Annotated in this window: 20 protein-coding genes; 2 read left to right on the top strand and 18 right to left on the bottom strand. The window is 70.6% G+C overall.

The window, feature by feature from the left end:
- Positions 1-270: 270 nt before the first annotated feature.
- From lpxA to GXW78_RS12130, 14 genes are all read right to left on the bottom strand, one after another.
- On the bottom strand, positions 271-1,113 hold the full coding sequence (gene lpxA, locus GXW78_RS12065; RefSeq protein WP_211869070.1) for an acyl-ACP--UDP-N-acetylglucosamine O-acyltransferase: 843 nt from the start codon (positions 1,111-1,113) through the stop codon (positions 271-273).
- A 4-nt stretch (positions 1,114-1,117) separates the two neighbouring features.
- On the bottom strand, positions 1,118-1,600 hold the full coding sequence (fabZ, locus tag GXW78_RS12070; protein ID WP_211869071.1) for a 3-hydroxyacyl-ACP dehydratase FabZ: 483 nt from the start codon (positions 1,598-1,600) through the stop codon (positions 1,118-1,120).
- Positions 1,597-2,637, bottom strand: coding sequence for a UDP-3-O-(3-hydroxymyristoyl)glucosamine N-acyltransferase (lpxD, locus tag GXW78_RS12075; RefSeq protein WP_211869072.1), 1,041 nt, complete (start codon positions 2,635-2,637; stop codon positions 1,597-1,599). Before lpxD ends, fabZ begins: the two co-directional genes overlap by 4 nt.
- Positions 2,638-2,642: 5 nt before the next feature.
- Positions 2,643-3,410, bottom strand: coding sequence for an OmpH family outer membrane protein (locus GXW78_RS28290; protein ID WP_211869073.1), 768 nt, complete (start codon positions 3,408-3,410; stop codon positions 2,643-2,645).
- Between the two features lie 18 nt (positions 3,411-3,428).
- Positions 3,429-5,741: an outer membrane protein assembly factor BamA gene (gene bamA, locus GXW78_RS12085; RefSeq protein WP_211869074.1), complete on the bottom strand. Its 2,313-nt coding sequence runs from the start codon at positions 5,739-5,741 to the stop codon at positions 3,429-3,431.
- 292 nt (positions 5,742-6,033) lie between these two features.
- A complete protein-coding gene (rseP, locus tag GXW78_RS12090; RefSeq protein WP_211869075.1) occupies positions 6,034-7,137 on the bottom strand; it encodes an RIP metalloprotease RseP in 1,104 nt (367 codons plus the stop codon).
- A gap of 30 nt (positions 7,138-7,167) precedes the next feature.
- A complete protein-coding gene (gene dxr, locus GXW78_RS12095; protein WP_211869076.1) occupies positions 7,168-8,349 on the bottom strand; it encodes a 1-deoxy-D-xylulose-5-phosphate reductoisomerase in 1,182 nt (393 codons plus the stop codon).
- A 109-nt stretch (positions 8,350-8,458) separates the two neighbouring features.
- Positions 8,459-9,391 carry a phosphatidate cytidylyltransferase gene (locus tag GXW78_RS12100; protein WP_338147735.1) on the bottom strand — a complete coding sequence of 311 codons (933 nt, stop codon included), beginning with the start codon at positions 9,389-9,391 and terminating at the stop codon, positions 8,459-8,461.
- Positions 9,307-10,050, bottom strand: a complete 744-nt coding sequence (gene uppS / locus GXW78_RS12105; RefSeq protein ID WP_211869077.1) for a polyprenyl diphosphate synthase — start codon at positions 10,048-10,050, stop codon at positions 9,307-9,309. The genes GXW78_RS12100 and uppS overlap by 85 nt, the downstream gene beginning before the upstream one ends.
- A gap of 82 nt (positions 10,051-10,132) precedes the next feature.
- A complete protein-coding gene (gene frr, locus GXW78_RS12110; protein ID WP_211869078.1) occupies positions 10,133-10,699 on the bottom strand; it encodes a ribosome recycling factor in 567 nt (188 codons plus the stop codon).
- A gap of 13 nt (positions 10,700-10,712) precedes the next feature.
- Positions 10,713-11,441 carry a UMP kinase gene (gene pyrH / locus GXW78_RS12115; RefSeq protein WP_211869079.1) on the bottom strand — a complete coding sequence of 243 codons (729 nt, stop codon included), beginning with the start codon at positions 11,439-11,441 and terminating at the stop codon, positions 10,713-10,715.
- A gap of 116 nt (positions 11,442-11,557) precedes the next feature.
- Positions 11,558-12,496, bottom strand: a complete 939-nt coding sequence (gene tsf / locus GXW78_RS12120) for a translation elongation factor Ts (protein ID WP_211869080.1) — start codon at positions 12,494-12,496, stop codon at positions 11,558-11,560.
- A 71-nt stretch (positions 12,497-12,567) separates the two neighbouring features.
- A complete protein-coding gene (gene rpsB, locus GXW78_RS12125; RefSeq protein ID WP_211869081.1) occupies positions 12,568-13,383 on the bottom strand; it encodes a 30S ribosomal protein S2 in 816 nt (271 codons plus the stop codon).
- A gap of 309 nt (positions 13,384-13,692) precedes the next feature.
- Positions 13,693-14,667, bottom strand: coding sequence for a Bug family tripartite tricarboxylate transporter substrate binding protein (locus tag GXW78_RS12130; protein ID WP_211869082.1), 975 nt, complete (start codon positions 14,665-14,667; stop codon positions 13,693-13,695).
- 146 nt (positions 14,668-14,813) lie between these two features.
- On the opposite strand from GXW78_RS12130, the gene GXW78_RS12135 reads away from it, so the two are divergent.
- Positions 14,814-16,418 (top strand): alkaline phosphatase D family protein, encoded by a 1,605-nt coding sequence (locus GXW78_RS12135; protein WP_211869083.1) that lies wholly within the window; start codon positions 14,814-14,816, stop codon positions 16,416-16,418.
- A 57-nt stretch (positions 16,419-16,475) separates the two neighbouring features.
- On the opposite strand, the gene GXW78_RS12140 is transcribed toward GXW78_RS12135, so the two are convergent.
- Positions 16,476-17,285 carry an aspartate dehydrogenase gene (locus tag GXW78_RS12140; protein WP_246522088.1) on the bottom strand — a complete coding sequence of 270 codons (810 nt, stop codon included), beginning with the start codon at positions 17,283-17,285 and terminating at the stop codon, positions 16,476-16,478.
- A gap of 158 nt (positions 17,286-17,443) precedes the next feature.
- Between GXW78_RS12140 and GXW78_RS12145 the strand changes: the two genes are divergently transcribed.
- The gene (locus tag GXW78_RS12145) at positions 17,444-18,109 is read left to right on the top strand and encodes a cyclic nucleotide-binding domain-containing protein (protein WP_211869085.1); all 666 of its coding nucleotides are present in this window, start codon (positions 17,444-17,446) and stop codon (positions 18,107-18,109) included.
- Positions 18,110-18,166: 57 nt separating this feature from the next.
- On the opposite strand, the gene GXW78_RS12150 is transcribed toward GXW78_RS12145, so the two are convergent.
- The 3 genes from GXW78_RS12150 to GXW78_RS12160 form a co-directional block, all read right to left on the bottom strand.
- Complete coding sequence (locus GXW78_RS12150; protein ID WP_211869086.1) at positions 18,167-18,484, bottom strand: hypothetical protein; 318 nt, start codon at positions 18,482-18,484, stop codon at positions 18,167-18,169.
- An 85-nt stretch (positions 18,485-18,569) separates the two neighbouring features.
- The gene (locus GXW78_RS12155) at positions 18,570-19,355 is read right to left on the bottom strand and encodes an SDR family NAD(P)-dependent oxidoreductase (RefSeq protein WP_211869087.1); all 786 of its coding nucleotides are present in this window, start codon (positions 19,353-19,355) and stop codon (positions 18,570-18,572) included.
- A gap of 168 nt (positions 19,356-19,523) precedes the next feature.
- Positions 19,524-21,173, bottom strand: coding sequence for a glycosyltransferase family 39 protein (locus GXW78_RS12160; protein WP_211869088.1), 1,650 nt, complete (start codon positions 21,171-21,173; stop codon positions 19,524-19,526).
- Positions 21,174-21,644: the final 471 nt, after the last annotated feature.

Below are 21,644 nucleotides of genomic sequence, written 5' to 3' on the forward strand. Positions count from 1 at the left end.
CCTTCCTGATGGCACTGTCGCAGTTGGAGGGGCTTTGCCCCTCCAAGCCACCCCACCAAAGGCCGAAGGGCCTTTGGAAACCTTGATCTGGCACCGGGCGATGCGGGAGGGAACAATAACGGGCCCCGCTTCGACGCACAAAACGCGCCCGGAGGGGGGGATGTGATCATAATGCCCTGCGCCAACGAATTGCGGTCCAGGATGCCCAGCATCCTGGCGGGGTGGTTCGGAGGGGCAGAGCCCCTCCGATGATGCCGGCCCGGGGCGCTCTCACGCCCCGTCCCCGTTCTCCTCGTCCACCCCACCGAGTTCCGGCGCCGCCATCCGCCCAGGTCGCACGAGCTGCCGCCGCCGTGCGGGATCGCGCACGAAGCTGATGATCTCCATCACCAGCGGCTCATGGCCGAAGCGCTGCTCGGCGTCCGCGAGGCGACCGGCGAACTCGCCCGGTTCCTTGAACAACAGGCTGTGCACCAGCCGCAATGTACGGAGCTGGTCGCGCGACGCGCCGCGGCGCAGCAGCCCGATGCGGTTGAAGCCGACGAGCCGCGCGGGCAGGCCGAAGACGTAGCCGAAGGGCGGGATGTCGTTGGTCACGCCGGCGAGGCCCGAGACCATCGCCAGCCGGCCGACCCGCACGGTCTGGTGCACGGCGGCGCCGCCGCCGATGAAGGCGCCGGCATCGACATGCACATGCCCGCCGAGCATCACGTTGTTGGCCAGGATCACGCCGTCGCCGATCTCGCAGTCATGCGCGACATGGGCGGCGGCCATCAGCATGCAGTTGGCGCCGACCCTCGTGACGCCGCCGCCGCCGACACTGGCGCGATGGATCGTCGCGCCTTCGCGGATCAGCGTCCCGGCGCCGACCTCGCAGCGGGTCGGCTGGTCCTTGTACTTCAGGTCCTGCGGCGCCATGCCGATGGTGACGAAGGGAAACACCTTAACACCGGCGCCGAGACGGGTGTGCCCCTCGACCATGACATGCGCGATGAGCTCGACGCCGGCCTCGAGCACGACGTCAGGTCCGATCACGCAGCCCGGGCCGATACGGCAGCCCTCGCCGATGACTGCGCCTGCAGCAACCATCGCGGCGGGATGGATGTCAGTCATGTGGTCAGCGATCCAGGATCATGGCGGCGTAGGTCGCCTCGGCGACGATCTTGCCGTCGACCTTGGCCTCGGCCGCGAACTTCCAGATGTTGCCGCGCTGGCGCTGCTTCACGACCTCGACACGCATCTGGTCGCCGGGGACGACGGGCTTGCGGAACTTCGCGCTGTCCACGGTCATGAAATAGACGAGCTTGCCCGCCCAGTCCGGCCCGAGCGTCGTGACCACCAGCACGGCCGCCGTCTGCGCCATGCATTCGATGATCAGCACGCCGGGCATCACCGGCATGGTCGGGAAATGGCCCTGGAAGAAGTTCTCGTTGATCGTGACGTTCTTGATGCCGGTGCAGGATTCACCCAGCCGCATGTCCACCACGCGGTCCACCAGCAGGAAAGGGTAGCGGTGGGGGATCGCGTGCATGATCTGCGCGATGTCGAAGGCCTCGATCACGCGCGGCGCTTCTGCCGGCTTGTCGTTGTCGGTGGTCATGGCGTCCCGCCTGATGTTCCGTCCCGTTTGGTTGCGGCCAGTTGCCGAAGCTTGGCGAAGGCGCGCAGCGTCTCGCGCGCAGGCCACGCCGGGCTGCCGACGACGTCGGTCGCCGCGGGCACGTCGTTCATCACCCCCGCCTGCGCCCCGACGCGCGCCTTGTCGCCGATCGTGATGTGGCCGACCAGCCCCGCCTGCGCCGCGATCACGACAAAATCGCCGAGTTCCGCGGAGCCGGCTATCCCGGCCTGCGCGACGATAACGCAGCCTCGGCCCGTCTTCACGTTGTGGCCGATCTGGACAAGGTTATCGAGCCGTGTGCCCGGCCCCAGCACGGTGTCGCCGCCGGCGCCGCGATCGACGCAGGAGTTGGCGCCGATCTCCACGCCGTCGCCCAGGATGACGCGGCCGACCTGCGGGACCGTGACGTGCTCGCCGGTGCTGGTGGTGATGAAGCCGAAACCCTCGTTGCCGACCCGAGCGCCCTGCGCGAGCACAACGCGCGCACCGGCGATGCAGTGTTCCATCGAGGCCTGCGCGCGCAGCACCGAGCCAGGCCCGAGCACGCAGCCGGCACCGACGATCGCCTGCGGCCCGATGATGCAGCCTGCCCCGATCTCCGCCCCCGCGCCGATCACGGCGTGGGGGCCGATCTCCGTGCCCTCCCCGATGCGCGCATCGGGCGCGACGACGGCAGTCGGGTGGATGCCGGGGACGGGCGCCGGGCTCGGATGGAACAGCGCGGCAACGCGGGCATAGGCGAGCTGCGGCGTTTCCGTTACCAGGGCAAGGCAGCCCGCCGGCACGTCCTTCGCCGCAGCCGCGGAGACGAAGACGGCGCCGGCGCGCGTTTCCCGCAGCGCCGGCAACATCCGGCGACCTTCCAGGAAGGCGATCTCGGTCGGCCCCGCTTCGGCAAGCGATGCGACATCGGTGAACAGGCGCTCACCGTCGTCCACCGACAAGCCGGCGGCCATCGCGATGGCCGACAGGGCGATCGGCCCCTGAGCGGGGAAGAAGCGCGGATCCGCGCCCATCCCCGTCAGTTCCGCCGCTGGCCCTGGGCCGGCGCCTGCTGCCCCTGGCGCGGCGGGTTGGCCGGGCGCTGCTGGGCGGGCGCGGGGGTCTCGCCGGCCTCCGCCGGCAGCGTCACGTTGGGGATCATGCGGTTGAGCTGCGCCGCAACTTCCTCGGTCAGGTCGAAGGGCGGTTCGTTGAAGATCACGAGCGGGCGCGGCAGCACGAGGTTCACGCCACGGGTCGATGCGACCTGGCGGATGACGATGCCGAGTGCCTGCTCGATCTCGCGCAGCGCGCCCTGGGCGAGTTGCTCGATGTCGCGGGCACGGTCGCGCAGCACGCGCTGGCTGTCCGTGATGCGGTCCTGGAGGTCGCGCTCACGGTTGCGGAGCTGCTCGGGCGACAGGTTGGCGCGGTCATTGGCGAGGCGCTGCTGCTCGTCGCGCCAGCGCTGCTGCTCGCGCTGCAGGTCTTCGTTCAGGCGGCCGCGGCGCTGTTCGATCGCTTCCCGCACCTGGGTGAAGGCGGAGGACACGCGCTGGATCTCGGGCACATCCACGATGCCGATGACCGGCGCGGGCGGCGGCTGACCGGCTGCGAGCGGCGGCGGGGCCTGGGGCGGACGCTGAGCGGGCGCCTGGGCGGGGCGCTGGCCGCTCGGCTGCGCGGGGCGCTGCCCCTGCTGACCACCCTGCTGCTGGCCCGGCACGAACCACTGCTGATTCTGCTGCGCCGCGGCGGGAAAGGCGAGGAACATGGCCGCGAGCGCGGCCGGAAGGGTACGTGCCATGTCAGCTGTGATCCCGGATCAGAAACGGGTGCCGAAGCCGAGGCGGAAGACCTGCGTCTCGTCGTAGGACTTCTTCACCACGGCCTGGGCCAGGTCGATGTTGATGAGGCCGATCGGGCTGCGCCAGGACACGCCGAAGCCCACGCCAACGCGGGGGGAGGCGTCGTCGCGCACGCAGTTGGGCAGCGTGGCCGGGCAGCCGGAGTTATTCACATTCGTCGGCAGTTCGTAGTTTCCGCCGACATCGACGAAGACGCGGCCGACGAAGCCGAGTTCAGAGGGCAGCGGCAGCGGGAAGCGGAACTCCGCCGAGGAGGTCCAGATGATCTGGCCGCCAAGGGCGTCGTTGGTCGAGATGTCACGCGGGCCGGCGCCGCCCAGGGCGAAGCCGCGCAGGTTCTCGCCGCCGAGGAAGAACCGGTCGACGATGCGCGTGTCGCCGCCATTGTAGGGCAGCAGCCAGCCGCCGCCTGCGGCGAGCACCAGGACGTAGTCCGGGTCGCCCAGCATGCGCTCGAACGGGATGTAGTACTGGCCGTCGCCGCGCAGGCGGACATAGTAGACATCGCCGCCGAGACCCGCGAGATCGCCACCGCCGCGGATGACGTAGCCGTCGCGGGGTTCGATGCGGCTGTCGCGGCGGTCGTAGGTGATGGTGGTCGAGAGCTGGCTCAGCAGGGTCGAGCCGGCCTGTTCCTGGATGAAGCGCGAGGTGCTCGGGTCGACGTCGTAAAGCTCGCGATCCACCAGCGAGTAGGACCACGACTGACGCAGACGCTCGTTGATCTCGTAGCCCATGCGCAGCACGAAGCCGGCGCGGCGCTCATTGTAGCCGGAGGTAGACTGCAGGTCGCGCTGGACCAGGAAGACGTCGGTGCCGGCGGCGAGGTTGCGCTCGAGGAACTGCGGGTCGGTCACCGAGATGTCGACCTGGCTGCGGTACTGCGCGAGCGTCACGTTGATGCGGGCATCGATGCCGGTGCCGAGCAGGTTGCGCTCGCGGAGGCCCACGTCGGCGAGGAAGCCGGCATCCGTCGAGTAGCCGCCGCCGAGGGTGAACTCGCCGGTCGCCCGTTCCGCCACCTGGGTGTTCAGGATGACGCGGTCCGACGCCGAGCCCGGCGAGGAGTTGATCTGCACATCCGAGAAGAAGCCGAGGCTGCGGATGCGGTCGCGCGACCGGCGAACCTGCTGGGTGACCAGCGGATCGCCTTCGGCAAGGCGGAACTCGCGCCGAATGACGCGGTCGAGCGTACGCGTGTTGCCCGTGATCTCGATGCGCTCGACGAAGGCGCGCGGCCCCTCGGTGATCTCGAAGGTCAGATCGACCGTGCGCTGCTCGCGATGGCGCACGACGCGGGGCTCGACATTGGCGAAGGGGAAGCCGCGCGTGGCGAGCAGGTCGGTCAACAGGTTGTCGGCGCGGTCCACCGCGTCGCCATCGTACCACTCGCCGGGCGAGATCGGGATGTCGCGCTGCACCGAGGCGGGGTCGAGCCCGCGCAGGGTGCTGGTCACGTTCACCTCCCCGATGCGGTACCGCGGGCCTTCGTTGATCGTGTAGGTCAGGAAGAAGCCGCTGCGGTCAGGGGCGAGTTCCGCCGTCGCGCCCGTGATCTCCACGTCGGCATAGCCCTGGCGCAGGTAGAAGCGGCGCAGCAGCTCGCGGTCGAAGTTCAGCCGGTCGGGGTCGTAGGTGTCGGAGGTCGACAGGATCCGGTACCAGGCCTGCTCGCGCGTCGCGATGACCTCCTTCAGCCTGCTGTCTGAGTAGTCGGTGTTCCCGACGAAGTTGATGCGCGCGACCAGCGCCACTTCGCCCTCATTGATCTCGAAGACGACGTCCACGCGGTTCTGGTCGAGCTCGATGATCTTAGGTTCGACGGTGGCGCCGAAGCGGCCGCGGCGGGCGTAGATCTCGAGGATGCGCTGGCGGTCGGCCTGGGCGGCGGCGGGCGTGAAGACCGAGCGGGTGCGAAGCTGCACCTCATTGCGCAGGACATCGGTGGTGATGCGGCGGTTGCCCTCGAAGCCCACGCGGTTGACCAGCGGGTTCTCGACGACGTTGACGATGATGCGGCCGCCTTCGGGGCGGATGGTCACGTCGCGGAACAGGCCGGTCGCGAACAGCGCGCGCAGGCTGCGGTCGAGCGCATCGGGGTCGGCGGTGCCGCCGGGCTGGACCAGCATGTACGATCGGATGGTGTCCGCCTCGATGCGCTGGTTGCCCTGCACCTCGATCGCGGTCACGCGCCCGGGCGCCTGCGCCGAGGAGGGAAGCGCCACGAGCAACGCGGCGAGGACGAGGAGGAGGGTGCGCAGCCTGGTCAACGAATCGGCACCTGATCTTGTGGGCGGGCGAAGGCGGCGGACACTACCCGACGTCCCCGCCTTCCGTCACCCCTTGGCGCCGGATCGCGGCGGGAACAAGGCGGAACTGGCGGAAATGCCACGCCGTCCGTGGGCTGACGGCGGCATCGCCGGCCTCTCCGCCGACCCCTCGCCCGGCCCGCCCCACCACGGACCGCGGCGAAACCGCGATCCGGGCACCGCGCGCCCCGACCACCAGCCTCCCCCGGCGCGCCAGTACGCGGCGCGACGGCAAGGGGCCGCCGTCCGAGGGTCACCCAATAAGCGAGGTCACCCAGCGCACGACCCCAAGCTGGGTCAGGTCGTTCCACGTCGCCAGGATCATCAGCGTCGCCAGCAGGGCAAAGCCGCCGCGGAACGCATATTCCTGGGCGCGCGCGGTCAGCGGCCGGCCGCGGATCGCCTCGGCCGCGTAGAAGACGAGGTGCCCGCCGTCGAGAATCGGGATCGGGAACAGGTTGATCAGCGCCAGGTTGATCGACAGCAGCGCGATGAAGGTGACGAGGGACAGCACGCCCATATGGGCCACCTCCCCCGACATCTGGGCGATGCGCAGCGGGCCGCCGATCTCGTCGGCGCCGCGGCTGCCGGTGATCATCTGCCACACCCCGACAAGCGTCTGCCCGGACAGCGAGACCATGTGCGTCGTGCCCGACACCAGGGCGCTGAACGGGTCGAGCCGCTCGCGATCGATCGCGCCACCGGTCACGCCGAGCATCCCGCGGCCGTCCTCCGCCCGCGCGGCGGGGGTGGCGATGACCTTCACCTCGGCCTCGCCGCGACGGACCAGCACCTCCACGGGCTGGTTGGCGCGCGGCTGGATGTGGCGCTGCAGCTCGTCGAACCGCGCCACGCGCTCCCCGTCCAGTGCCAGGATGCGGTCACCCGGCTGCAGCCCGGCGCGGTCGGCGGCCGAGCCGGCGACCACGGTCTGGATCGCCGTGGACCCCACCGGCTGGCCGGCGGTCATGAAGATGCCGGCGAACAGCAGCGCGGCGAGGAGGAAATTGAAGATCGGGCCGGCAGCGACGACGATGGCGCGGTCGCCGACGCTCTTTTCATGGAACGCCTCGCCGGGGCGATAGCCGGCCTCGGGCGCACCCTCCGCTTCCCCTGCGTGTTCCATCCCGTGCATTTTCACGTAGCCGCCGAGCGGGATCCAGCCGACCCGCCACTCGCAGCCGCGCTTGTCGGTGCGCGTCCAGACCGCACGCCCGAAGCCGATCGAAAAGCGTTCCACATGCACGCCGCGCCAGCGGGCCGCGAGGTAGTGCCCCAGTTCGTGCACGAAGATCAGCACGCCGAGGACCACGGCGAAGGCGATCACGGTGCGAAAGGGCTCAGGCAGGAATTCCATGGGGTCCGTGTTCCGATGGCGCGGCGCCCGTCAGGCCGCCGCCCGTTCCGCGGCGATCCGCGCCGCCTCGATGCGCGCTGCCCCATCCAGCGCCAGGATGGCGGAGAGATCCGCCACCGCCGGCGCGCCGAGACGGGTCAGCGTCTCCTCAACCACCGCGGCGATGTCCAGGAAGCCAAGCCGACGGTCGAGGAAAAGCCCGACTGCCGCCTCGTTTGCAGCGTTCAATATGGTGGTCGCGCCGCCCCCCGCCCGCAAGGCCTCCCGGGCCAGCCGCAGGGCCGGAAAACGCACGGCATCGGGGGCGAAGAAGTCGAGCCGCGCCAGGGCAACGAGGTCGAGCCGCGGCACCGAGGCCGCCATGCGCGCCGGCCAGGCCAGCGCGTGCGCGATCGGGGTGCGCATGTCCGGCGTGCCGAGTTGGGCGACGACGGAACCGTCCGCGTACTGCACCAGCCCATGCACGGTCGATTGCGGGTGGACCAGGACCTCGACGCGCTGTTCGGGCACGGGGAACAGGCGGACGGCCTCGATCAGCTCCAGCCCCTTGTTCATCATGGTGGCTGAGTCGATCGAGATCTTCGCCCCCATCGACCAAACCGGGTGACGGACGGCGGCTTCCGGCGTGACTGCGGCCATCTCTGCCATCGACATGGTCCGGCAGGGGCCGCCGGAGGCGGTCAGCACGATCTTCTCGACCGCCGCATACGGGTCGGCGCCCCCGCCCCGCGCTTCGAGCGCCTGGAAGATGGCGTTGTGCTCGGAATCGACCGGCAGCAACGTGGCGCCGGCGGCCCGCGCGGTGGCAAGCACGATGTCCCCCGCGCAGACGAGGCTTTCCTTGTTGGCGAGCGCCAGGACGCCACCGCGGGACAGGGCAGCAAGCGTCGCCGGCAGGCCCGCCGCGCCCACGATCGCCGCCATGGTCCAGTCCACCGGCCGGGCTGCGGCAGCGATGACGGCGTCAGGGCCGGCGGCGGCCTCGATGCCCGAGCCGGCCAGGGCGTCGCGCAGCGCGCCGTAGCAGGCGGGGTCGGCGACGACGGCCAGCCGGGCGTTCAACTGTCGCGCCTGGGCCGCAAGGCGAGCGACGTCGCGATTGGCGACCAGCGCCTCGACCTGGAACGCACCGGCGGGGGCGTCGTCCAGGAGAGCGACAGTGCTGCGGCCGACCGAGCCTGTGCTCCCGAGGATGGAGAGGGTGCGGATCATGGCTGGCGACCGGGCGGCGGCACCAGCCCTTGTACGTGAAGCCCGGCGGCTGGCGGAACTGGAGACTGGCGCCGCCCTTCTTTGAACCTCTCGCCGCCAGGAACCACCGTCATTGCCACAGCGGCTGCCCCTGCCCCAGCGCCAGCGCCAGCAGGGCCGCGACCGGCGCTGCTGCGAGCACGCCGTCAAGCCGGTCGAGCAACCCGCCATGGCCCGGGATCAGCGCCGAGGAATCCTTCACGTCGAAGCGCCGCTTGATCCAGGATTCCAGAAGGTCGCCGCCCTGCGAGAACACGCCCAGTATCGCCGCGACCGCCGCGGCGCGCGCCAGCCCGTCCGGCGCGAGGACCATCGCCGTCGCAGCGCCGACCAGCATGGCGGCGGCAAGCCCGCCCACCGCGCCCGACCAGGTCTTGTTGGGCGAGACAGCGGCCGCAAGCTTCGGCCCACCGAACAGCCGCCCGGCCAGATAGGCACCGATGTCCGACGCCCAGACCACGAGGAACAGGAACAGGACGTTCACCTCCCCGGCGACATTGTCGTGCCGCAGCTCGATCAGCGCGATGCCGGCAAGGCCAATATAGAGCACGCCCGCCGCCAGCCAGCCCGCGGATTGGCCGCGCTTGTCGCGGCCACGATCCGCCGTCCACCATGCGACGACCCAGAGAGCCAACAGCAGCAGCAGCGCGGCATGCGGGTGCTCCACCACCGCCAGCGTGCCGGCGGCGAAGACCGCGACCGGCACCGCCAGCCCCGGCAGTGCCCGGGTGCGATAGCCGCACAGATGCACCCATTCCCACGACAGCAGCGCGGCGGCGACCGCGACCAGCATCGTCCAGGGCTCGGAGCCCAGCCAGATGCAGGCGAGCGCCGTCGGGCCGAGCACGAGCGCGGAGAGGAACCGCTTGCGCAGGTCCCGCCAGCGCTTCGGTTCCGCCGCCAGGGCGGTAGCGGCGGTCAGGGCCTCGCCCCGTAGCGGCGCTCGCGCCGGACATAGGTGCCCACCGCCTCGGCCAGGTGGCCGGAATCGTAGTCGGGCCACAGCACATCCTGGAAGACGAACTCGGCATAGGCCGCCTGCCAGAGCAGGAAGTTCGAGAGGCGCTGCTCGCCCGAGGTGCGGATGATGAGATCCGGGTCCGGGATGCCCGCGGTCTGCAGGAAGCCGCCGAAGGCGGCTTCATCGATAGCCTCGGGCGTCAGGCGACCCTCCGCCGCGGCGCGGGCCGCGGCGCGAACAGCGGCCAGGATCTCGTCCCGCGCGCCATAGGACAGCGCGACATTCAGGTTGAGGCGCGTGCCGCCGGCGGTCGCTTCCTCCGCCATGCGGATCGAACGGGTCATCTCTGGCCCGAAGCGGTCATAGTCCCCGATCACCCGCAGCCGCACGCCTTCCTTCACGAGGCTTGCGACCTCGGAGCGCAGGTAGAGCCGCAGCAGGCCGGTCAGGGCGGAGACTTCCTCGAGCGGGCGGCGCCAGTTCTCGGAGGAGAAGGCGAACAGGGTCAGCCAGGTGACGCCCTGGTCGGCCGCCGCCTCGATGGTACGGCGGACGGCCTCGGCCCCGGCCTTGTGGCCGAGGGCGACAGGCAGCCCCCGGGCCTGCGCCCAGCGGCGGTTGCCGTCCATGATGATGGCGACATGGGTCGGCGGCTCGGCCGGGCCGGCAGCCTCGCGCGCCGGGCCGGAGGCGGCGCTCATGCCCCCCCTGCCCCCAGGCAACGGGTCTCGACCAGGCTCACCTGCAACACGCCCTCCGACCCCCCTGCGACTCCGACGGCAATCAGACCGTGCGGATATCCTTCTCCTTATCGACCAGCGACGCATCGACCTGCTTCACATACTGGTCGGTCAGCTTCTGGATCTCGGTCTCGGCCTGCTTGACCTCGTCCTCGCTAGCCTCGTGCTTCTTGATCCAGCCCTTGGCCTGCTCCATGCCGTCCCGACGGACGCCGCGGATGGCGACGCGGGTGCTCTCGGCATACCGGGCGGCGGCCTTCACCAGCTCGTTGCGGCGCTCGGCGGTCAGCGGCGGCAGCGGCACGCGGATGACCTGGCCCTCGGCCTGCGGGTTGAGGCCGAGATTGGCTTCGCGGATCGCGGATTCGACGGCCTTGGTCAGCCCCTTGTCCCAGACCTGCACGGACAACAGGCCCGGCCCGGCGATGGAAACGTTGGCGACCTGGTTAAGCGGCGTCACGGAACCGTAGGCCTCGACGCGCACGGGTTCGAGCAGAGCCGGGCTGGCGCGGCCGGTGCGCAGGCCTTGGAACTCCTTCTTCAGTGTCTCGATCGCGCCGTCCATGCGGCGCGTCAGGTCCTGCTTCAGGGCAGCGAAGTCGGCGGGCATGGTGCCTTCTCCCTCAAATCTGGTTCTCGTGGACGGTGGTGAAGCGGCCTTCGCCCTTCATCACCGCGGTGAAGGCACCGGGTTCGTGGATGTTGAAGACGATGATGGGCAGCTTGTTCTCTCGCGCGAGCGAGATGGCCGCAGCGTCCATCACGGCAAGGTCGCGCGCCAGCATGTCGAGATAGGTCAGGCTGGTGTAGCGCTCGGCCTTCGGGTTCTTGCGCGGGTCGGCGGAATAGACGCCGTCGACCTGCGTGCCCTTCAGCAGCGCGTCGCAGCCCATCTCGGCGGCGCGCAGGGCCGCGGCGGTATCGGTGGTGAAGAACGGGTTGCCCGTGCCGGCGGCGAAGATCACCACGCGGCCCTTCTCCATGTGCCGCGTGGCGCGGCGGCGGATGAAGGGCTCGCAGACCGACTGCATGGAGATGGCGGATTGCACGCGCGTCGGCACCCCGGCCTTCTCGAGCGCCGCCTGCATGGCGAGGGCATTCATCACTGTGGCCAGCATGCCGATGGAATCGGCCTGCGCGCGATCCATGCCGGAGGCCGCACCCGCAACGCCGCGGAAGATGTTGCCACCGCCGATGACGAGGCAGACTTCAACCCCGAGGGAGACGACGCCCTGCACGTCCTCGGCGATACGCCGGCAGACGGCGGTGTCGAGGCCGTAGTCCCGGCTGCCCATCAGGGCTTCCCCAGACACCTTGAGCAGGACGCGCTTGTACACCGGCTTGTCGCTCATTCTGGGGGATTCACGTTCCGTGGAGGTGGGCTGGCGCGGCAGCATACTCGCCGCGCCCGCAGGGCAACAATATGGCGCCAGGGCGGGACCGCGGCCCGCGCCCTGGGTTTCGGGCGTCAGCCCTGGCCGGCGGCGGCCGCGACCTCGGCCGCGAAGTCGGAGGTCTGCTTGTCGATGCCCTCGCCGAGCTGGAAGCGGGCGAAGCCGGCCAGCTTGGAGCCGGCCTTCTCGACCACGGCCTTCACGCGGCTCTCGCCGTCATGCACCCAGACCTGCTCCAGCAGCACCACTTCCTCGTAGTACTTGCGGATGCGCCCCTCGACCATCTTCTGGATGACCGCGTCCGGCTTGCCGGAGGACTTGGCCTGCTCCGTCAGAACGGCCTTCTCGCGCTCCAGCGCGGCCGGCTCGACGAAGGAGATGTCCAGCGCCTCGGGGCGGGCGGCGGCGACGTGCATGCCGATCTGGCGGCCGAGCGTCTCCAGCACCGCTTCCTCGGAAGCGCCTTCCAGCGCGACGAGCACGCCGATCTTGCCCATGCCGGGCTTCACCGCCGAGTGGACATAGGTGGCGACGGTGCCCTCGGAGACGTGGAGGCGCTTCGCGCGGCGGATCGACATGTTCTCGCCGATCGTCGCGATCAGGTGCGTGAGCTGGTCGGCGACCGTGCGGTGACCCGTGCCGCCCTCGATGAGGTCGACGGAGCCCGGATAGCGGGCGGCCTTCAGAGCCTCGATGTCGTCGCCGACGGTGAGCGCCAGCTCGGCGACGGCGGCGCAGAACGCCTGGAAATGCTCGTTGCGGGCGACGAAGTCGGTCTCGGCGTTGATCTCGACCATCGCCGCGGTGCGGGGGGCGGAGGCGACGGCGACGAGGCCCTCGGCGGCGACGCGGCCGGACTTCTTCGCGGCGGCGGACAGGCCCTTCTTGCGGAGCCAGTCGATCGCGGCCTCCATGTCGCCGTTCGCTTCAACCAGCGCCTTCTTGCAGTCCATCATGCCCGCGCCGGACTTCTCGCGCAGCTCGCGGACCATCGCCGCAGTGATCTCGGCCATCGGACGTCTCCGTGGTTGCCAGGTGGAAACAGGGAAGCCGGGACCCCTCACGGGGTCCCGGCCGGTCAGGATCAGGCCTGGGGCTGCGCGTCGGGCGCGGCCTCGACCGAGGCTTCCGGCAGGGCCTCGGGAAGGGCTTCGGGAAGCTCCTCCGGGGCGAGGTCCTCGGCGCCGCCGATATCGACGCCGGAGGCCTGCATCTCGGCCGAGATGCCGTCCAGCACCGCCGAGGCGACCATGTCGCAGTACAGCGTGATGGCGCGGATCGCGTCGTCATTGCCCGGGATCGGGAAGGTCACGCCGGCGGGATCGGCGTTGGAGTCGACCACGGCGATGACCGGGATGCCGAGCTTGTTGGCCTCCTCGATCGCCAGCTTCTCCTTCACCGTGTCGATCACGAAGATGATGTCGGGTAGGCCGCCCATCTCCTTGATGCCGCCCAGAGCCCGCTCAAGCTTCTCCTTGTCGCGGGTGAGCATCAGGACTTCCTTCTTGGTCAGACCGCTCGTGTCGGTGCCAAGACGCTCGTCCATCTGCTTCAGGCGCTTGATCGAGCCCGTGATCGTCTTCCAGTTGGTCAGCATGCCGCCGAGCCAGCGGTGGTTGACGTAGTACTGGCCGCAGCGGGTCGCGGCCTCAGCCACGTAGTCGGCCGCCGCCTTCTTGGTGCCGACGAACAGCACGCGGCCGCCGGCGGCGACGGTGTCGCGCACGGCGCGCAGCGCGCGATCCATCATGGGCACGGTCTGCTGCAGGTCGAGGATGTGGACCTGGTTGCGGACGCCGAAGATGTAGGGCGCCATCCGCGGGTTCCAGCGCCGCGTGTGGTGACCGAAATGAACGCCTGCCTCGAGCAGGGCACGCAGAGTGACTTCGCGCATCGCCATGGGGCGAGCCTCCTTCCTCAATAGTCCGGTTGAGCCTCCGCGGCGCATCCCCCGTTGCCGGGGACCGGACCCTGCCTGTTGTCGGGAAGGGCGCGCCGCGTGCGGATTTGCCGGGCGGGGCGAACCCCGTCCGGCGGGGCGGGATATGGCGGAAAGCGCGGCGCGGGGCAAGGGGTAGGCGGGAGGGGCGCCGCCCCTCCCGGACCCTCCCCGCCAAAGGCCGAAGGGCCTTTGGAAACCTCGAGCCGCCCCGGAAGGCAGGCAGTGCCGGATGAAGGGCACACTTGGTTTGGCCTCCATGGGCCGGGTCTACTCCGGTCGGATGCCGGCGCGGTCGGCGGTGGCGCGGATCGAGGCCCGTTCCCGGTCAAGCCAGGCCGCGAAGCCTTCCGGGGACTGTTCCTGCGGGGCGACGATCTCCGCACCGAGCTGCGCCTGCCGGTCGCGGTAGGCCTGGTTCGCCAGGCCCGTCCGCGCCGCGGCCGCCAGCGCGGTAAGAGCCCCGGGCGGGGTGCCCGCCGCGACAACCAGCCCGGCCCAGGACCCGCCGGTCAGGTCGATGCCGCTCTCGATCAGGGTCGGCACCTCCGGGGCGATCGGCATCCGCCCGGCCGAGCTCATGGCAAGGATGCGCGTCTGGCCGCCCTGGGCGGTGGGCAGCACGGTCGAGATCTCCGCCATCACCAGCGGGATGTTGCCAGCAATGACGTCGGGCACCGAGACGGAGGAGCCGCGATAGGGGACGTGGGTGAAGCGCACCCCGGTCACGGCCATCACCTGCTCGATCAGGAAGTGCGTCGCGCTCCCCTGCCCCGAGGAGCCGATGGCGATCCGACCCGGTTCCACGCGGGCGGCAGCCAGCATGTCGGCGACGGTCCGCCAGGGGCTGTCGGCGCGGACGGTCAGCGTCAGCGGGGAACGGCTGATCATCGCCACGGCGGCGAGGTCCTTCGCCGGGTCATAGGACAGCCGCGCCTGCAGGACCGGGGCGTTGGTCAGCGGGCCGTTCGACCCGAGCAGCAGGGTGTGGCCGTCGGGCGCCGACTTGGCGACCGCGTCGGCGCCGACGGTGCCGCCGCCGCCGGCACGGTTCTCGACGACCACGGGCTGGCCCAGCGTCGCGGCCATCCTCTCCCCGATCATCCTTGCCTGGAGGTCGGAGGAGGTTCCCGCGGCGAAGGGAACGATGATACGCACCGGCCGGTCGGGGAAGGCGGCGCGCGCGGCGCGCGGCGCCAGCGCGAGCCCGGGCAGCGCCAGGGCGGCGCGGCGGGACAGGGTCATTCTAGGAGCCTCCCAGGTCTAGTCTGGCCATCTGGCCACAGGCCGGCGGTCCGGGAAAGCCGAGGCCGGATGCCGGATGACACAGGCTTCACGCCTGCCCCGCTGCCGGATGCGCCATGGTCCGGCCGACCGGCCGGGAGTCGCCCATGGACAGCAAGACGCGCCACATCCTCGACCTGTCCCGCCGCGGGCTGCTGCGGGGCGCCGTCGGGATGGCGGCGCTCGCCGTCCTCGCCCCGGCACCGCGGGGGGCGCGGGCGCAATCAGGCCACCAGGGCTATCCCTTCGCCTTGGGGGTGGCGAGCGGCGAGCCCGCGCCGGACGGCTTCGTGATCTGGACGCGGCTCGCACCCGATCCGCTGGCGGCGGATGGCGGCATGGCGCCACTGCCGGTGCCGGTGGCGTGGGAGGTCGCCGAGGACCCCGGCTTCACCCGCGTCGCCGCGCAGGGCACGGCCGCGGCGCGGCCGGAACTCGGCCACAGCGTGCATGTCGAGGTGGCGGGCCTCGCCCCGGCCCGGCCATACTTCTACCGGTTCCGCCTTGGGGCGGAGGCAAGCCGGGTCGGGCGCGCGCGCACGTCCCCCGCACCGGGTACGAGACCGGCGAGGCTGCGCTTCGCCTTCGCGGGTTGCCAGCACTATGAGCAGGGCCTCTTCACCGCCTGGGACCGCATTGCCGACGAGCCGGATCTCGACTTCGTCTTTCACTATGGCGACTACATCTATGAACAGCGTGGGCGCATGCCGGGCCAGCCGGGCTGGGGCACCCGGGTGCGCCCGCATATCGGCGGCGAGACGGTGAGCCTTGCCGACTACCGGCAACGCTACGCGCAGTACCGCATCGACCCCGCCCTCCAGGCCGCGCATGCGGCGCACCCCTTCCTGCCGAGCTACGACGACCACGAGGTGGAGAACAACTGGGCCGGCGCACATAGCGAGAAGGACGGCGGCGCGCGCCACCCCGTCGCCGTGCCGCCCGAGGTCTTCGCCCTGCGCAAGGCCGCCGCCTTCCAGGCGTGGTACGAGCATATGCCGGTGCGCCGTACCGCCCTGCCGCGGGGGGCAGACATCATCGCGTACCGGCGGCTGGACTTCGGCACCCTGGCGCGGGTGAACGTGCTCGACACGCGCCAGTTCCGCGACGACCAGCCCTGCGGGGACCGCAGCGGCGCGGCCTGCGCGGAGGTGTCGCGGCCGGATGCGCAGATGCTCGGGCCGACACAGGAAGCCTGGCTATTGGGCGGCATGGCGAACAGCCCGGCGCGGTGGAACCTGTTGGCGCAGCAAGTACCGATGATGCGGCGCCTGCTGCGCGGCGACGGCATCGCCGTGGACAAATGGGATGGCTACCCGGCCGCCCGGCAGCGGCTGCTGGACGGCATCGCCGAGCGCCGGACGCCCAACCCCGTCGTGCTGTCGGGTGACGTGCATGTTGCGCTGGCCGCGACCCTCGGGCGAGAGCCGGACGCGATGGACAGCCGGGCCGTCGCGGTGGAGTTCACCGCGACCTCCGTCAGCAGTGGCGGCGACGGTGCAGTGATGACGCCGGCCGGCGAGGATGCACTGTGGCGGAATCCGCACATGGCGCTGTATCACGCGCAGCGCGGCTACTGCGTCAGCGAGGCGACGCCGGATCGGATGGTGACGGAGTACGTCGCCCTGCCCTTCGTGACGCGCGAAGGCGCGCCGCGCGAAACGGCGGCGAAGCTGGTCGTCGAGAATGGGCGGGCGGCTATCGGACTCGGGTGATCGAGGAGGGCGTTCCCGAGAGGTGCAACGCCCCTCTCCGAGAACTGCCCACCCCGGTCAGGAACCGACCTTCAAGGTGCTCGTCAGCCCGCGCAGGCAGGCGACGATCGACAGTGGCGTGATCTTGCCGGTGCGGGGGTTCTCCTCGCTCGGGACGTTCTCGATCGTCATGGTCAGCCGGGCGGCGGCGGCCTCGACGCGGATCGTGTGCGTGTTGCGCGTCACGCCGGGGTCGGCCCAGATCTCGACCATCGTGCGTTCGGGGCCGATGCCGGCGAGCGCGAGCGCGGCGGCGACATTGACGTTGGCCGGGAAGCCCTGCGCGGCGTCGAAGGCGTTGCCCTTGAAGACGCGCGTGGCCGTGGTGATGGCGAGTACGTCGATCGCATGCTGCTTCAGGTATGGCGCGCCTTCCAGGCCGCGCGGCGGCTTGCGCGTCTCGATCGTGACCGATTCCACATCGCCTTCGGCGGCGGCGCGGACGGCATCAAGGCCGAGCAGCGCGCCGGTCGGCACGACGATGCGCGCACCGGTCTGCTTCGCGCGCCCGACCAGGTGCATGCGGGGCAGCAGCGCGCCGACGGAGGACGGGACGAAGACCTTGCCGGCCTCGATCGCGGCGGTGGCGATCTCCTCGAAGGCCGCGGCGGGAGCTGCTTCGACGATGATGTCGCAGGCGGCGAGCTCGGCGTTGGAGACGACCATGGGCGGCGTCTTGAAGCCGCCCGTATTGGCCCGCGCCTTCTTCAGGTCCCGCGCTGAGACGGCGGCGAGGCGCAGCCCGTCCACGCCCGCATCCAGCGTGCGCGCGAGATGCAGCCCGATCGCCCCGAGACCCGCGATTCCAACGGTAAGTGCCTGCGCCATCATCCCCTCCGGTCAATGTGACGCTCCCCTAGCACGCGGCGCGGGGCCTCCGAAGGGGCGGCCGGGGTCGATCCGCCGGACGATCCGGCCTAGAATCGCTTTGGGCGCGCCACAGCCCGCAGCCGGAGACCCCCGTCCATGAAACCGGAGGCCACCCCATGCCGATCGCGCCGCTGGACATTCTCGTCCACGCTTCGAACATCCTGCTTCTCGTCGCCTATTCGGTGCGAGACATCCTCTGGCTGCGCTGGTTCGCCGTCGCTGCCGCGCTGACGAACATCCCGTTCTTCCTGTTGCAGGAGACGGTTCTCTGGCCGCCGGTGATGTGGGCCTGCGTCTTCACCGCCATCAACCTCGCGCAGATCTGGCGGATCTATCTGCAGCGCCGGCCCGTGCGGCTCACTGGCGACGAGCAGCGGCTCTACGCGCTCGGCTTCGATTCGATCAGGCCGCGCGATTTCCTCTCGCTCACCATGCTCGGCGCGTGGGAGGACGCACCCGAGGGCAAGCGCCTGCTCGAGGCCGGCAAGCCCGCCGAGGAGGTCTGCATCGCGATCGACGGCACCGTGGCGATGTCGCGCGGCGGGGAGAACCTTGGCGTGCTCATGCCTGGCCAGCTCGTCGGGGTGACCATGGTGCTGATCGGCGAGCCCTCGCCGGTCGATGCGCGGTTCGCGACGCGGGGGCGCTACATCCGCTGGCCAGTGGGGCGGCTGCGCGTCTTCCTGGACGCGCGGCCGGAACTGCGCGCCGCGGTGCTCGCCCACGTGAAGCAGGACATCGCGCGCAAGCTGTACGGGACCAAGGCCGGCGTGGCCGCCTGAGAGTCCGTCCGGAAGCGCGCCTGAAGGCGCGTTTCCATGTCCGGCGCCGGACTGCCTTCAGGCCAGGGCGGCGTCGAGGCGGCGGCGCGACAGGCCAGCCGAGATGCCCGCGGCGATCCAGGCGACGCCGACAACGATCTTGCCGATGCGGCGCGCGTCATCCTGGTCGGGCAGCGCCGCGAGGCCCAAATTGCCGAGGCCGAGCACCAGCCCGACCCAGAGGAACATGGTGAGCTGGCGGCGGTACTGGGTGCGGAACGCCTCCGGCGTGCCCTTGTGCTTCGGGCGCACCCAGCCACCGGCGACCTTGCGGGTCTCGATCGGCAGCCAGACGATCAGGATCAGCGCCCCAATGAGCGCGATGAGTTCCAGCATCTTCTTTCCCTCCCGGCCGCGGCGCAGCGCGCACGCGTCGCGCAGCTTCTACAGCCGGCCCGGGCGGGGCCGGCTGCGCGGCGGATCACACCACGGGGCTCGATCCGCCATCCACGTTGATCGCCGTGCCGGTGACATAGCCGCCCATGTCGGAGGCCAGCAGCAGCGCCATGGCGGCGAATTCCTCGGACTTTCCGATGCGTCCGAGCGGGACGGGCTTGCCTTGCTCGGCCTTCCATTCATCCCAGGTGATGTTGCGTTTGTCGGCGGCGTGGCGCCGCACCCACTGGTCGCTTTCGATGATGCCGACGAGCATCGCGTTCACCAGTACGTTGTGTGGCGCGAATTCGTTGGCGAGCGCCTTGGTCAGCGCCATGCCGGCGGCGCGGGAGACGGAGGTCGGCGTGCTCGTGGCCTTGGGTGCCTTCGCGCCGATGTTCAGCACGTTGATGACGCGCCCCCACTTCCGGTCCCGCATGCCGGGCAGCGCGAGGCGGCACAGCCGCACCGCGGCGAAGAGCTTGAGGTCGAGGTCGTCCTGCCAGAGCGCGTCGGAGACCTCGAGGAAGGGGCCACGCTGCGAGGTGCCGGCGTTGTTCACCAGGATATCGACTTGGCCGAGGGCGCGGACGGCGCCGTTGTAGGCCTGCTCGCAACCTTCCGGGGTGCGGATGTCGGCGGCGATGGCGGCGACCTTGGCGGTCGGCGCGGCCTCCCGCAGTTCGGCTTCGGCCTGGGCCAGCGATTCGGCGCCGCGCGCCACCAGGGCGACGTTGCCGCCGGCCTGGACGAAGGCCTTGCCCATGGCGAGGCCGAGGCCCTTCGAGCCGCCGGTGATGATCGCCCCGCGGCCGTTCAACGAGATCTGCATGAATGTTCCCTCAATCGGTTCCCGCCATCCTGCCGCAGCGGTGGGATCGCGCAAGGAAGGGCCGCGCGCCGGTGACCGGAGGCGCTTTGGCAGGCGTGGCGATGCGGCGGGACGGCTCCTCCGGAACCGCGACGCCTCAGGCGAGCCCCTGTCGGCTGCGGCGTGAATTCACGACGCAGGGCCCGCGGCCGGTCGCAGCCTTCGCGGGGCGCTCAGTGCGATGAGGCGCTCGACATCCGCCTTGGCGGCGTCGTTGCCGCGGATCTGGTATAGCTCGACCCGCTCGCCATCGCGGTCCTCGGCATGAAGCCGGATCCAGCGCTCCGGCGCGAGCGCCCTCGCCTCCTCCACCAGATTCACATGCCGCCAGGGGCTCGGCGCGGCGCTACGGTGCAGGAGCACGAGCGGAATCGAGTAGTCGTCGATCGCCGCCTGGACTTCCGCGGCCGTCTCGAAGCGCGGCAGGTAGTCGTGCGTGTTGTATCCGCCCCCACCGAGCAGCCTTGTCCCACGCACGGCGAAGAGGCTCGGCCGCGCCGGGTCGTTCATGGCGAGTTCCGCGACGACCGCCTCTTCTGCGCCGTCATGCGCGGCGATCAGCACGGCGGGGTTGTCCGGCAGGCGATGCGCCCAGACCTGCGCCGCCGCGGTGACCACGTGGTAGCGGCGCTTCTGCGGTGCATCGAACGCCGCCGGCAGGACCAGGAGGATGAGCAGGGCCGTCACCGCGCCATCGAGACGGCGGGCGGACCCGGCCAGCCGATCGGCGGCCGCGCGCAGCGTCAGGGCCGCAAAGAAGATCAACGGGGGAAAGGCAGGGATGAGGTAGCGGTCCTGGATCGCGGCAGGCGCCACCACCTGGAAGATCAGGACGCTGAGGCCAAGCGCGGCGAGTGAAGACGGCACGGCATCGTGCGGGGAACGGCCGGACCGGATGCAGGCCAGCACCAGCCCCACCACCCCGAGCAGCAGCACGGCAGGGCCGAGCGCGTCGACCAGTATCCGCAGATAAGCGGGGACGGCGACGGAGGTGTAGTCCCATCCCCACGCATACCGGAACCCGGCTGCGACATCACCGTAGGTGAGAGCTGTCCAGGGACCGGCGAGCACGGCAACAACCGGCACGGGAAGCCAGAACGTCCACCGCCGCAGCAGCGACCAGCGCCGGCCGATCAGCACCGCGAGCCCGGGCAGCAGGGCGAGGCACCCGGCATTGCCCTTGACGAGCAGGGCGGCCGAGGCAACGAGCCCAAACCCCAGGGCCGGCCCGGCGCGGGCATTCGACATGAATCGCGCCCAAGCCAGCGCCGCGATCAGGCACAGCAGCCCGACGATCCCGTCGAGCATCAGGCTCGCCGTATCGAGTTGCACGACGGGCGAAAGAAGGAACAGCGCGCCCGCAGCCACGGCCAGGGGCCAACCGACATGAGGCAAGGCGATCCGAGATATCAGCCAAGCAGTGCTCGTGTTGATGAGGAGCGGCAACAGCACGACCGCGATCCGCTCGCTGCCGAACAGGATGAACCACACCCCTCCGATGCCATAGAAGAACGGGCCCCAGTGACCTATGCCGACGAGTGGATAGGAGCTGTGGAAGCGTTCAAGAAATGCCAGTGGCTCGGTGAGTTGCAGCGACAGGAGCCAGTCGCGCACGAGGAGCCCGGTGACGTAGTGCGAGCTCTCATCGTAGCCGAACTCGCTGACATAGGCCCCGGCGCGGTACTGCAGCCAGGCGCCGAGGCACCAATAGCCGACCAGCACCAGAACCGGCATGGCCCAGCCGGCCATGTACCGCGGCTTGGCGTCGGCATCGGTCATGACCGAGCCTCCGGGGCCGGGGCGTCAGGATGACGCCGCCGCCTGCTTGCCTGCCCCATCCGGATGCCTCCTTGCACGGGGAACGGCACCATGCGCGGCGACATCGTACCACCGGGCTGCGACCGGTATCCACGTTGATTGCCATGCCGATGAAGTGGAAGCCCATGCCGGACGCAGGCAGCGGCACCATGGCGGCAGCCTTGGCGGTCCGCGCAGCATCGACCGGCTCGGCATCGGCCTGGGCCGGGGATTCGGCGCCGCGCGCCGCCCCGGCGACGTTGCCGCCGCACTGGGGCAATGCCCTCGCCCATGGCGAGGCCGAGGCCCTTCGAGCCGCCGGTGGTGACTGCCCCGCGGCCTTTCAGCGCGATCCGCATGGATGTTCCCTCAATCGGTCGCGGCTATCCTGTCGTAACGGGGAACAAACAAGAAAGGGGTAGGGCCGCGGGCTAGGGCCGAAGCGATCATTCG

Source organism: Neoroseomonas terrae (genome assembly GCF_018129025.1).
GTDB lineage: Bacteria > Pseudomonadota > Alphaproteobacteria > Acetobacterales > Acetobacteraceae > Neoroseomonas > Neoroseomonas terrae.